Below are 12,549 nucleotides of genomic sequence, written 5' to 3'. Positions count from 1 at the left end.
CAGAGGCGTCCGGAGCGCTGAGGAACAACCAGAGGCAAGGATGAGCCGACAGGACGTCGGCGAAAGGACGGTACGAGCCAGGGATGGCGAGTCCGGACGGTCCGTCGGCCGCAGGACGTGACGAGGGCACCCCGCGTAGCGGGGCGCGCAGGCAGCCGGACGCCGGGATTGTTAAGGGGCGGGCGTACGCCCCTTAACGCGTCCGCCTGCACGGGCAACCTGAAACTCCTCATCGCCTGGCGGGCGTAACCCTCTCAGCGCTAACGCGCGGCTAAGTGATCTAAAACGTTCCATCGCCTGGCAGGCGAAACCCGCTCAGTGTCAGCCTGCTACAAAGCGAAACCTTATGAATCTTTCCCCGCTTTCAGTAACTTGAGCCCCGCCCATCCGGGTGACAAACCCACCGGCAGGGGTTTGCCAGAGGCGTCCGCAGCGCTGAGGAACAACCAGAGGCAAGGATGAGCCGACAGGACGTCGGCGAAAGGACGGCACGAGCCAGGGATGGCGAGTCCGGACGGTCCGTCGGCCGCAGGGCGTGACGAAGGCACCCCGCACAGCGGGGCGCGCAGGCAGCCGGACGCCGGGATTGTTAAGGGGCGGGCGTCCGCCTCTTGACGCGTCCGCCTGCACGGGCAACCTGAAACTCCCCCTCGCCTGGCGGGCGTAACCCTCTCAGCGCTAACGCGCGGCTAAGTGATCTAAAACGCCCCATCGCTTTGCAGGCGAAACCGCTCAGTGCAAGCCCGCTGCAAAGCGAAACCTTATGTATCTTTCCCCGCTTTCAGCGGCCTGAGCCCAGCCAGTCCGGGTGACAAACCCATCGGCAGGGGTTTGCCAGAGGCGTCCGGAGCGCTGAGGAACAACCGGAAGCCGGGAGCCGACAGGACGTCGGCGAAAGGACGGCACGAGCCAGGGATGGCGAGTCCGGACGGTCCGTCGGCCGCAGGGCGTGACGAAGGCACCCCGCACAGCGGGGCGCGCAGGCAGCCGGACGCCGGGATTGTTAAGGGGCGGGCGTCCGCCCCTTGACGCGTCCGCCTGCACGGGCAACCTGAAACTCCCCATCGCCTGGCGGGCGAAACCCGCTCAGTGCTTACGCGCGGCTAAGTGATCTGAAACTCCCCTCGCATGGGCGGGCGAAACCTGCTCATAGCAAGCCCGCTGCCAGGCGAAACTTATTCAGTGTGCCAGCTCGCTGCTAAGCGAAACTAACTCATAGCCAGCCCGCTGCTAAGCGACCTTCCCTGCCGCCAGGCAACAACTAAGCACTCAACCATCCCAGCTTAATCACAAACAGAATCGACAGGATCACCAGCGCCGCATTCACCTCTTTCACGCGTCCGCTCAGCAGCTTCACCAGCGTCCAGGTAATAAAACCAAACGCGATGCCGTTGGCGATCGAATAGGTCAGCGGCATGGTCAGCGCGGTGACGGTGACCGGCGCGGCGGTGGTGATATCTTTCCAGTCAATCTCTGCCAGACCCGATGCCATCAGCACCGCCACAAAGAGCAACGCAGGCGCGGTGGCATAAACCGGAACACTGGAGGCCAGCGGCGAGAAAAACAGGGCCAGCAGGAACAGCACGGCGACCACAATCGCGGTCAGGCCGGTACGGCCACCGGCACTCACGCCCGCCGCCGATTCCACATAACTGGTAGTGGTCGAGGTGCCGAGCAGCGAACCAAACAGCGCAGCCGCACTGTCAGCAATCAGCGCACGGCCCATCTTCGGCACGTTACCCTGCTCATCCGCCAGACCGGCGCGTTTGGTCACACCCAGCAGCGTGCCCGTGTTATCAAACACGTCAACAAACAGGAAGGCAAAAATCACGCTGATCAGGCCGACGTTAAACGCGCCGGCAATATCCAGCTGCATAAAGGTCGGTGCAATCGACGGCGGTGCAGAGAAGACCCCGGCAAAGGGCGACAGACCAATGCCCATGGAGATAAAGGTCACCAGCAGAATACCGATCAGCACTGCGCCCGTCACCCGACGCGCTTCCAGTACCACGATAACCACAAAGCCGAGCATCGCCAGCAGCGGACCCGGTTTAGTCAGATCGCCAATGCCCACCAGCGTCGCCGGGTTATCGACCACGATGCCCGCCCCTTCCAGCGCAATCAGTGCCAGAAAAAGGCCGATACCGGCACCAATCCCGGCGCGCAGCGGCAGCGGAATACTGGCAATAATCCATTCACGAATCTTAAACAGCGACATCGCGAAGAAAATCACCGCCGAGAGAAACACCGCGCCCAGCGCAATCTGCCACGTATAGCCCATATGCAGCACAACGGTGTAGGTGAAAAAGGCGTTCAGTCCCATACCCGGAGCCAGCGCAATCGGATAGTTGGCGATCAGCCCCATCAGCACGCAGCCAATCGCCGCAGCCAGACAGGTGGCAACAAATACCGCGCCCTTGTCCATGCCGGTCGCGCCCAGAATGCTTGGGTTCACAAACAGAATATAAGCCATCGCCAGGAAGGTGGTGATCCCGGCGATAATCTCGGTACGAACCGTCGTGTTATGCGCTTTGAGTTTGAATAGTTTTTCTAACATCATCATCTCTCGATACAGGAGACATCAGTCTCACTTGCCAAAGGGGTTTGCATGCTGATTATTCTGTTTCCGGGACACTGATGCCGGACGCTGCATACTTGCGTGCCAGAATCGCCTGAAATCCCTGACTTACCCACTGCCCAAAGCAATTGCCATGCCAGCTACCGACGCAATCGATTACCTGGCAGAGCCGGGTACGCCTAAGAGAATTCCGAACCAAAACGAGGCGCGATTATGGTGCAATGCACCGATGCCGCGCAATCGTTTTCCTGCGGCAAACAGGCAACCCCGAAAAACTCTGCGCCAGCGCACGCTTCCGCACTCTCACAGGCGAAGCTGGTCACGTTTCAGCACGCTGCCTCAGCAAGCTTTTCTGGCCTGTGTAGACTCCTGAATTAACTCTTTCGTAACACTGAGGCCGCGCAATGAAGCCAGCAATTTTGGTGGTGGATGATGATCCTGCAGTCTGCGACGTCTTGCAGGATGCGTTAAGTGAACATCTGTTAACGGTCTACCGCTGTCATCAGGGACGCGAGGCGCTATCGATGCTCAGCGAACACCCGGAAATCTCGCTGGTGATGCTGGATATGATGCTGCCCGATACCAACGGGTTACTGGTGTTGCAGCAGCTTCAGCGTCAGCGACCCGAAGTGCTGGTGATTATGCTGACCGGTATGGGTTCTGAAGCGGAGATGGTGGTGGGCCTTGAGATGGGCGCTGATGATTACATAGCCAAACCCTTTAATCCACGCGTGGTAGTAGCGAGAACCCGGGCGGCCCTGCGTCGCAGCGGACGCATTGCCCAGGCCGACCCTGAACAGGAGGGCTGGCGTTTTGGCGGCTGGCAACTGGATGATGGCCGCTGCCAGCTGTTTAATCCGCAGCGCGAGCTGGTGCCGCTGACCCAGGGGGAATATAGCCTGTTACGCGCGCTGGTTCGCCACGCCCGAAAAGTGCTGACCCGCGATCAGTTGCTGGAGCTGACCCATAGCGAAAGTCTCGACGTGTTTGATCGCACCATCGACGTGCTGATCATGCGGTTGCGCCGTAAAATCGAAACCAACCCGCACCAGCCCGACCTGATCCGCACCATTCGCGGACTCGGTTATGTCTTTTCGGCCGATGTGGTGAAACCCGATTCGACAACGCGTGCCAGTCAGATTGCCTGATTACGCCTGCCGCGCGCAGGATAACCATTGCGCGTAATCATTACACAGCAGCCAGCGCGGCGCTTCATCCTCCTCCAGTGGGTTGAAACGAGCCAGCGGCGTCAGAAACACGTTGTCGTTTTCGTCATCGTTGGGCATCGACACCTCGCCCACCAGCACGTCGCCGAAGCCACTTTCACCCCAGAAACTGTGCCAGATGCCCGCCTCCAGCGTCACGCTTTCACCCGGTGAGAGCCGCAGCAGTGAACCGGCGGCATGGGTCTGGCGCAGGCCATCCAGCGACACCGCCACCAGCGAATCAGCCAGCCCGTCACCGTCGCGGTTATGCAGTTCGACAATCAGATTCCCGCCGCCGCGATTAATGATGTCTTCCATCTTGTGCGGATGGTAGTGCATGGGCGTCTGCTGCCCTTCCCGCACGTGCATTATTTTCTCGGCGTAGGGTTTATGCCACGGCTGCCCGCCTGGTGAACCGTTGCGCAGAGTAAACAGCGTCAGCCCGGTCTGCAGAAAATCAGCTGCGCCAAAACTGGTGAGATCCCAGCCCAGCCGCAACGCCAGAATCTCCTGCGCGACCTCTCGATCCTGAGCCCGCCACTGGCTCACATCGAAATCGGCCCACGGCGGCAGATGCACATCCTGCTGTCGAAAAAACTCGCGCGTATGTTGCAGGTAATAATTAACCTCTGAACGTTGCATGGTGGCCTCCTGAGAGCGGCACCTTAAAGGTGCCGCACTAAAGCTTATTTCACCGTCCAGCCCTGATAGCTGCCGATATTATTACGATCGATCAGTTTCACCGGGATCAGCACGGGCTTATCGGGTGCCGGTTTGCCCTGCAGAATGTCATAACCAATCTCGACCGCTTTGGCGGCCATGACCTGTGGATCCTGCGCAGGCGTCGCGACGAACAGTGAATTCTTGCGCTTGAGCGCCTCTTCACCGTCCGGCGAGCCATCAACGCCAACGATAAAGAACTCACTGCGCTGCGCCTGTTTCGCCGCTAAGTCTGCACCAATCGCTGTCGGGTCGTTGATGGCAAACACCGCATCAATTTTTGGATTGGCAGAAAGCAGACCGGTCATGACTTCCAGTCCGCCTTCACGACTGCCTTTGGCGTTCTGGTTGTATGAGAGCAGCTTGATGTCAGTATGGGTTTTCAGTTCGGTCATACAGCCTTCAACGCGGTTCTGCACCGCAGAGACCGGTGGTCCGTTGATGATCACCACGTTGCCTTTGTTCTTCAGGCGGTCAGCAATATATTTACAGGCCATCGCGCCCGCCTCGGTGTTATCGGAGGTGATGGTCGCATTCGCGCCATCGGCCGCCACGTCGACCGCCACCACGACAATACCGGCATCACGCGCCCGCTTCACCGCCGGGGCGATCCCTTTGGAGTCGGCGGCGTTGAGGATAATCATGTCGACTTTGGCCGCAATAAAGTTATCAATCTGGCCCACCTGCTGACCGAGATCGTAGCCGCTGGAGACCAGCGTCACATTCACCTTATCGCCCGCCAGCTGACGCGCCTTCATCTCTGCGCCTTTGGTGATCTGCACGAAGAAGGGGTTTGCCAGATCGCCGACCGTTACGCCGATAGATTTGAGTTCTTTTGCCTGAGCCAGGCCGGTACTGAACAGCGTCGCCGCCAGCAGCCCGGTTACAATCGGATTAAAACGCATAGACCTTCTCCTGCTGTTTTCAAGGTGCCAACCACTTAATGGCGTTTTTTAGATGGCGGAGGTGTAATGGCACATCCGCCCTTTTAAGACTCAACTCACATGATGACGGGTACGGTATTTGTCGATCAGCACCGCGATGATGATGACCGCGCCCTTGATCACCAGCTGCCAGAAATAGGAGACCCCCATCAGCGTCATGCCGTTATTCAGCGTGGCGATAATCAGTGCACCAATCAGGGTGCCGGTAATGGTACCGATGCCGCCGACAAAGCTGGTACCGCCGAGGATCACCGCCGCAATCGCATCCAGCTCATAGCCCACCCCAAGGTTGCCGTTGGCGCTGTAAAGCCGCGAGGCGCTCATCAGACCGCCCAGCCCCGACAGCAGGCCGCTCATGCCGTAGACAAACAGCAGCACCATTCCGACCTTGATACCGGTGAGACGCGCCGCCTGGATATTGCCGCCGACCGCGTAGATATGGACGCCCAGCGTGGTGCGGCGCAGGATGAACCAGCAGATGGCGATCACCGCAAAGGCAATCACAATCAGCCACGGCACTGGCCCGAGATAGCCGTTGCCGATCCACTCAAAGTTAATATCGGAGTTGATTACTGTGGTGCCATCCGCCAGCAGGTAAGCGGCTCCGCGCAGCGCGGTGTAGGTGCCAAGCGTGACGATAAAGGGCGGCAACCCGGCCCAGGCGACCAGGATGCCGTTGAACAGCCCCATCACCAGGCCTGCGCCCAGCGCCATCGGAATGGTCATGGAAGCCAGCATCGGATCCAGCGACGCTACCAGCGCCACCACCGCGGTGGTCCCCAGCATTGACCCTACCGACAGGTCGATGCCGCCGGTGAGGATCACAAAGGTCATGCCCGCCGCCAGCACGATGTTAATCGACGCCTGACGGGTGATGTTGAGCAGGTTTGCTTCGGTGAAGAAGTTCGGCGTGACGAAACCAAATATCGCCACGATCAGGATCAGAATCGGCAGGATACCCACCGTTTGCAGCAGATCGCCCATCAGGGCGCGTTTCAGCGTCGGTGCTTTGGTGCGGGCCAGTTGTGTCATGGTGGTCTCCTTAGATTTCGCCTGCTGCCGCGATGTGCGCACCGGTTGCCAGCGTCATAATATTTTCCTGACTGATGTGGCTGCCCTCCAGCTCACCGACGATGGTGCCTTCGTGCATCACGTATACGCGGTCGCTCATCCCGACCACTTCCGGCAGTTCGCTGGAGATCATCAGAATCGCCACGCCCTGCCGCGCCATCTCCTGCATCATGCGGTAGATCTCGCTTTTCGCCCCGACATCGACGCCGCGCGTCGGTTCATCGAGGATCAGAATGCGCGGACCAATCGCCACCCAGCGCGAAATCAGCAGCTTCTGCTGGTTACCGCCCGACAGACCGCCCGCCCGGACCTGAGCGTGAGGAACGCGAATATTGAGTGAAGCGATCGCCTCACTGGCGATGGTCTGCCCTTTGCGGCGGTTCAGCATCCCGTAACTGGCGTCACGTTCCAGCGTCGCCATCACGATGTTCTCCTGCGCCGCCATCTCCAGAAACAGTCCCTGCTCTTTGCGGTTTTCGGTGAGGAAACCGATGCCGCGTGCAATTGCATCGCGCGGTGAATGGATGGTGACCTTCTCGCCATCGATCCAGATCTCGCCCTCTTTCGGCTTGTGCACGCCAAAAATCAGCTGTGCCAGCTCGCTGCGGCCTGCGCCCACCAGCCCGGCCAGGCCGACAATCTCTCCGGCCCGCACTTCAAGACTGCTGGGATGCACTTTGCCACCATCGGTAAGGTGATTGACCGCCAGCCGGATATCGCCCAGCGGGATAGCACGGTCTTTGTTAAACAGGTCGCTGAGCGGCCGTCCGACCATCATCCGCACCAGTTCGCTGGCGTTAAGCTGATCACGGGTCAGGCTGCCTACATACTCCCCGTCGCGCAGCACGCTGACGCGATCGGACAGCTCATACACCTCCGCCATGCGGTGGCTGATATAGATGATCGCCATACCTTCGCTGCGCAGCCGTTTGATCAGCGCGAACAGCTGTTCGGTTTCGCGGTTGGAGAGCGCGGCGGTCGGCTCATCCATAACCAGAATGCGGCTGTTGCGCTGCAGCGCGCGGGCGATCTCTACCTGCTGCTGCTCGGCGATGCTGAGACGGCTGACCAGATCCCAGGCGCTGAACTGCGCGCCGAGCCGGTCAATGACCCGCTGCGCCTCTTCGGCCATCTGCCGCCGCTTCACCAGCCCGCCGGGCGCGATTTCGCTGCCGAGAAAAATGTTCTCCGCCACCGTCAGGTTGGGTGCCAGGTTGATCTCCTGATAAATCAGGGTGATCCCGGCGGCCAGTGCCTCTTTCGGCCCTTTCAGCGCCCAGGGCTTGCCTTCAATTAAAATTTCCCCGCTGCTGGCGGTATAGGCACCGGCCAGAATCTTCATCAGTGTGCTTTTACCCGCGCCGTTCTCCCCCATCAGCGCGTGGACCTCACCGGGATAAACCGTGAGATCGACGCCCTTCAGGGCATAAAAGCTGCCGAAGCGCCGGGTAATTCCCCGCATTTCCAGTATCGGTGTGGCTGTCATCGCCTCGCTCCTGCGGACTGTGGATAGCCGTCAGTAAAGCAACGCCAGATAAACGGAAAATGTCAGCGCCCATTCATATTTGTCATAAACGCCCGCCTGCACGCTCCTATACTCGGCCCATCGTTGCAGTGAATAAGAGGTCGTGGGATGCAGCGCACTTATCCGTGGCAGGCCGGCGCACGTGGACGCCTGTTGCTGTTCAATCTGCTGGTGGTGTCGGTCACGCTGATGGTCAGCGTGGTGGCGATCTTCGGCTTTCGTCATGCCGGGGCGATTCAGGAGCAGGCACAGGCGCAGACCCTGGCCGACATGAACGGCAGCCTGGCGCTGGCGCGGGATACCGCCAACGTGGCGACAGCGGCAGTGCGGCTGTCACAGGTGGTGGGCGCGCTGGAGTACCAGAGCGAATCACAGCGGCTGCAGCAGAATCAGCAGGCGTTGCAGCAGTCGCTGAGCCTGCTGGCCAGTGCGCCGCTGGCGGCACGTCAGCCGGAGCGCATCGCCCGGATCCGCGCCCGCAGCCTGATGCTGGAACAGACGATTAACAGCCTGCTGCTGACCGGTCACCAGCGTCATCTGCAGCGCAACAACATGCTGAGCGACCTGTGGCAGACACAGATTCTGCTCAGCCATATCGACCAGCTGGTACAGCGGGAACAGCGGACGCTGCCGGATGCCGCGCTGCGAGAGCAAACCGAACGGCTGATCACCATCGCGATCCGCACACCCTCGCCCATCGCCGTCATCGAACAGCTCCAGCAGGTGATGGCGCAGTGGCGCAACGTGCCGCTGACGGGCGTGACCGGCGAAAACGTGCAGCGACTGCTGGCTACCCAGCAGCGCCTGCTGCCGCTGGCAGAGGCGCTGGAACAGAGCGATCTGGCGATCGCCTATGCCACCTACCGGATTAAAGCGCTGGTGGCAATGCTGAATGAAGATATCAGCGCCTCGGTGCAGCAGGTGGCGTTACAGAGTGAGGCGCGCACCCTGGCGACCCACCGTGAGCTGGATTCCATCATCGGCTTTATTGCGCTGTTTGCGCTGTTGGCGCTGGCGATCACCGGCTATGCCGGGATCTACATCTACCGCAATCTCGGGTCGAGCCTGACGGCGATTGCCGGGGCCATGACGCGGCTGGCGCAGGGCGAGCAGAACGTCAGCGTGCCAGGGCTGCAACGTCGCGACGAGCTGGGCGAGCTGGCGCGGGCCTTTAACGTCTTTGCCCGTAATACCGCCTCGCTGGCTCACACCTCACGGCTGCTGAAAGAGAAGAGTAATCAGCTGGAATCCACCTTTCTGGCGATGCGCGACGGCTTTGCGCTGTTTGATAACAACGGGCAACTGGTGGTGTGGAATGCCCAGTATGCGGAGCTGCTCGGCATCGCGCCGCATGAACTGCATCGCGGCGTTCCCTGGCAGCAACTGCTGGCGCCGCTGGCGGTGGATCTGCACGATCCCGGTGAACCGCAGGAGATCCGGCTGGCCGATGGTCGTACGCTGGAGCTGCGCTTCAGTCCAATCCCGCGGCGCGGCATGGTCAATACCGTGCTGGACCGGACCTCGCGTAAAACGCTGGAGGAGGCGCTGCAGCACAGCCAGAAGATGAAGGCGGTCGGCCAGCTGACCGGCGGACTGGCGCATGACTTCAACAATCTGCTGGCGGTGATTATCGGCAGTCTGGCGCTGACCGAAGGCCAGCTGACGCCCGGCCCGCTGGCCAGCCGGATTGAGCGGGCGCGGCAGGCGGCCGACCGCGCTGCACAGCTGACCCAGCGGCTGCTGGCGTTCTCACGCAAGCAGGCTCTCTATCCCCGTGCGGTGTCGGTGGTGACGCTGGTGGATAACCTGCAGGGGCTGCTGCAGCACTCGCTGCTGCCCGGCCAGCAGCTGATTATTGATGCGCAGCGTCCCGGCTGGCCCGCCTGGATTGATGCCAGCCAGCTGGAGAATGCGCTGATGAATCTGGTGGTAAATGCCCGCGATGCGATGCATCAGCAAAGCGGCGAAATCCGGCTGCGCATCTGGAATCAGCGCCGTCTGGAGGGCGATGAAAAGCGTGACAGGGTCACAATCGAGGTGATAGACCACGGCTGCGGCATGTCGGCCGGGGTTCGTGAGCAGGTGTTTGAGCCTTTTTTCACTACCAAGGCTACCGGCAGCGGCAGCGGGCTGGGCCTGTCGATGGTTTATGGTTTTGTACGGCAGTCAGGCGGCCAGATCGAACTGGAAACCGCGCCAGGCCAGGGCACAACGGTGCGGCTGCTGTTGCCACGCGCGCCGGAAGCTGCCGTCGCGGCAGTGATCACCCCGCCATCGCCTGTGCACATTGAGACGGACATTGCGGCGGCCAGTAACCGGCTGGTGCTGGTGCTGGATGATGAACCGGCGGTGCGCCAGACGCTCTGTGAGCATCTGCATCAGCTGGGCTATCTGACGCTCGAGTGTGGTGACGGTGAAGAGGCGCTGGCGCTGCTGCGCCAGACACCTGATATCGACCTGCTGATCAGCGACCTGATGCTACCCGGCGAGATTAACGGCGCGGAGGTGATCCGCCAGGCGCAGCAGAACTGGCCGCAGCTGGCGACGCTGCTTATCAGCGGTCAGGACCTGCGCCACCAGCCGGTGACGCTGCCGCTGTGCGAACGGCTGGCGAAGCCCTGGCAGCAGGCACAGCTGGTGCAGGCGTTACAGCGCGCCTGGCAGCGCAGCAAAAGGCTTAATCGCGCGCAGCAGGCTGCCACAACGGCACCGGCTTCCCACTAATGTAGCGCTTGCGCAGGCGGCTGGAGATCACATCCATCACCATCACTACCACCACCAGAATCAGCGTCAGGAACATCACCACATCCCAGTTCCACAGGCGCATATTCTCAGCGTAAACCAGACCGACGCCCCCGGCGCCGACAAAGCCCAGCACCGCCGCTGAGCGGGTATTGGACTCTATCTGGTAAAGGCTCAGCGCCAGAAACTGCGGGAATGACTGGGTGAAGATGCCGAAGCGGTGTTTCTGCAGGCTGTTGGCGCCGACTGCGCCCAGTCCGCGACCCGGTGAACGCTCCACCGCTTCGTGCCCTTCGGCGTAGAGTTTGCCGAGCAGACCGACATCCTGCAGGATAATCGCCAGCACCCCGGCCAGCGGCCCCATGCCGACCGCCCGGACGAAGATCAGCCCCCAGATCGCCATGTCGATGCCGCGTAACACGTCAAACAGACGGCGCATCAGAAACGCCAGCGGTTTCGCGGTTCGGCTGTGCATCACGTTGCGCGCCGCCAGAAACGACAGCGGCAGCGCCAGCAGCGAGGCAGTCAGCGTGCCGGCAAAGACAATCCCTAAGGTGATGCCGACCTGCGACAGATAGTAGCCAAACGGCCAGTTCACGAAATCGTGCCAGACAAACATCCGCAGGAAATAACGCCCCAGCTGCTGACAGCCCATCAGCAAACGCGACCACTCCAGACCAAATACCGAAAAGAAAAAGAGGTAATAGAGCAGCACCGCAAGTGTGATCAGCGCCAGGCGACGCAGATAGCGCGGCTGTGCGGCGAAGAGTTCACGATGCTGCTGCTTCATTAGCGCGATATCGGGAACGGTGCTTATCATGTCCTGTCTCCTGTCACACGGCGACGAAGCTGGCCGGAGAGCGTATCCAGCAGTGACACCACAATCAGGATCAGCAGCAGCGTAATACTGACCTGATCGTAGCGGTCCAGTTTGATGTTGGTCATCAGCTCCTGGCCGATGCCGCCCGCCCCGACCAGCCCAAGGATGGTTGAGGAGCGGAAGTTAATCTCCAGCCGCATAAAGCTATAGGAGAGAAAGACCGGCTTGACCTGTGGCCAGAAGGCGAAGCGCATCCGCTGCAGTTTGCTGGCTCCGCAGGCCGCCAGGCCGCGTACCGGCTTATCTGACGCCGATTCAATCGCCTCGTAAAACAGCTTGGTCAGGCTGCCCACGGTGTGCAGCGCCAGCGCCAGAAAACCGGGGATCGCCCCGATGCCAAAGGCCATCACAAACATCACCGCCCACGCCAGCTCCGGCATGGTGCGCAGGAAGGCGACAAAGGCGCGAATCGTCATCCGCACGCTGACCGGCGTCTGAGTATTGTCGGCGGCGAAAAAGGCCAGCACCGCGGCCAGTGCCACCGCCACCAGCGTCGAAGCCAGCGCCAGTTGTAGTGTTTCCCAGATCAGCGGCAGCTGGATCGGCAGGCGATAGCCCCAGTAAGCCAGCGAGCCTTCGGTTTTGCCGTCGGCAAACAGCAGCGGCAGATGCAGCACCGGCAGGATTTCGTGCAGGTAGTCAAAGAAGTGCGGCAGCGACTGCCAGACGGTAAGCAGATTAAATTCTGCCACCCTGCCCGCCGCCAGGTAGAGTGCCACCAGCAGCAGTGACCAGAGCAGCGTGTCTCGTTTCTGCTGACGGCGGATGCGTTGGTAGTAGTGTTCGAATTCGGTCAAAGGGGATCTCCGGCGCTAAAGCAGCGGGACGCAGGCGAGTTTGCCGCGTCCCGCTTTCCCCGCCTGAGCGGAGAAGGTAAGGAGTGG

Annotated in this window: 9 protein-coding genes; 2 read left to right on the top strand and 7 right to left on the bottom strand. The window is 60.8% G+C overall.

Translation table 11 applies throughout. The features are described 5' to 3' along the window. Nucleotides 1-1,261: 1,261 nt before the first annotated feature. Nucleotides 1,262-2,560 carry an NCS2 family permease gene (locus tag ACX8ZY_RS08090; RefSeq protein ID WP_213006254.1) on the bottom strand — a complete coding sequence of 433 codons (1,299 nt, stop codon included), beginning with the start codon at nucleotides 2,558-2,560 and terminating at the stop codon, nucleotides 1,262-1,264. Between the two features lie 422 nt (nucleotides 2,561-2,982). On the opposite strand from ACX8ZY_RS08090, the gene ACX8ZY_RS08085 reads away from it, so the two are divergent. Continuing rightward, nucleotides 2,983-3,726, top strand: a complete 744-nt coding sequence (locus ACX8ZY_RS08085) for a response regulator (RefSeq protein ID WP_010247750.1) — start codon at nucleotides 2,983-2,985, stop codon at nucleotides 3,724-3,726. Here the strand turns inward: ACX8ZY_RS08085 and ACX8ZY_RS08080 are convergent, their stop codons facing one another. From ACX8ZY_RS08080 to ACX8ZY_RS08065, 4 genes are all read right to left on the bottom strand, one after another. Then, nucleotides 3,727-4,425, bottom strand: a complete 699-nt coding sequence (locus ACX8ZY_RS08080; protein ID WP_158149223.1) for a D-lyxose/D-mannose isomerase — start codon at nucleotides 4,423-4,425, stop codon at nucleotides 3,727-3,729. It lies immediately after the preceding gene. Nucleotides 4,426-4,469: 44 nt separating this feature from the next. Further along, nucleotides 4,470-5,408 (bottom strand): ABC transporter substrate-binding protein, encoded by a 939-nt coding sequence (locus ACX8ZY_RS08075; protein ID WP_158149222.1) that lies wholly within the window; start codon nucleotides 5,406-5,408, stop codon nucleotides 4,470-4,472. Between the two features lie 90 nt (nucleotides 5,409-5,498). Then, the gene (locus tag ACX8ZY_RS08070) at nucleotides 5,499-6,479 is read right to left on the bottom strand and encodes an ABC transporter permease subunit (RefSeq protein WP_010247757.1); all 981 of its coding nucleotides are present in this window, start codon (nucleotides 6,477-6,479) and stop codon (nucleotides 5,499-5,501) included. Nucleotides 6,480-6,489: 10 nt separating this feature from the next. Continuing rightward, on the bottom strand, nucleotides 6,490-8,004 hold the full coding sequence (locus ACX8ZY_RS08065) for a sugar ABC transporter ATP-binding protein (RefSeq protein WP_459260958.1): 1,515 nt from the start codon (nucleotides 8,002-8,004) through the stop codon (nucleotides 6,490-6,492). A gap of 147 nt (nucleotides 8,005-8,151) precedes the next feature. Here ACX8ZY_RS08065 and ACX8ZY_RS08060 point away from each other — a divergent pair, with 147 nt between their 5' ends. After that, nucleotides 8,152-10,767, top strand: a complete 2,616-nt coding sequence (locus ACX8ZY_RS08060) for an ATP-binding protein (protein ID WP_158131597.1) — start codon at nucleotides 8,152-8,154, stop codon at nucleotides 10,765-10,767. Here the strand turns inward: ACX8ZY_RS08060 and phnE (ACX8ZY_RS08055) are convergent. After that, the gene (gene phnE / locus ACX8ZY_RS08055; RefSeq protein ID WP_061901337.1) at nucleotides 10,721-11,605 is read right to left on the bottom strand and encodes a phosphonate ABC transporter, permease protein PhnE; all 885 of its coding nucleotides are present in this window, start codon (nucleotides 11,603-11,605) and stop codon (nucleotides 10,721-10,723) included. The genes ACX8ZY_RS08060 and phnE (ACX8ZY_RS08055) overlap by 47 nt on opposite strands. Beyond that, nucleotides 11,602-12,462, bottom strand: a complete 861-nt coding sequence (gene phnE / locus ACX8ZY_RS08050) for a phosphonate ABC transporter, permease protein PhnE (protein ID WP_010670882.1) — start codon at nucleotides 12,460-12,462, stop codon at nucleotides 11,602-11,604. The genes phnE (ACX8ZY_RS08055) and phnE (ACX8ZY_RS08050) overlap by 4 nt, the downstream gene beginning before the upstream one ends. Between the last annotated feature and the right edge of the window lie 87 nt (nucleotides 12,463-12,549).

Source organism: Pantoea sp. XAF26B01_ASV70 (assembly GCF_054512635.1).
This window is presented reverse-complemented; position numbering and strand designations above follow the sequence as displayed.

Bases quoted from the DNA above. Each gene is read 5' to 3' on its own strand.
- ACX8ZY_RS08090 (WP_213006254.1), bottom strand. From the start codon at position 2,560: ATGATGTTAGAAAAACTATTCAAACTCAAAGCGCATAACACGACGGTT.
- ACX8ZY_RS08085 (WP_010247750.1), top strand. From the start codon at position 2,983: ATGAAGCCAGCAATTTTGGTGGTGGATGATGATCCTGCAGTCTGCGAC.
- ACX8ZY_RS08080 (WP_158149223.1), bottom strand. From the start codon at position 4,425: ATGCAACGTTCAGAGGTTAATTATTACCTGCAACATACGCGCGAGTTT.
- ACX8ZY_RS08075 (WP_158149222.1), bottom strand. From the start codon at position 5,408: ATGCGTTTTAATCCGATTGTAACCGGGCTGCTGGCGGCGACGCTGTTC.
- ACX8ZY_RS08070 (WP_010247757.1), bottom strand. From the start codon at position 6,479: ATGACACAACTGGCCCGCACCAAAGCACCGACGCTGAAACGCGCCCTG.
- ACX8ZY_RS08065 (WP_459260958.1), bottom strand. From the start codon at position 8,004: ATGACAGCCACACCGATACTGGAAATGCGGGGAATTACCCGGCGCTTC.
- ACX8ZY_RS08060 (WP_158131597.1), top strand. From the start codon at position 8,152: ATGCAGCGCACTTATCCGTGGCAGGCCGGCGCACGTGGACGCCTGTTG.
- phnE (WP_061901337.1), bottom strand. From the start codon at position 11,605: ATGATAAGCACCGTTCCCGATATCGCGCTAATGAAGCAGCAGCATCGT.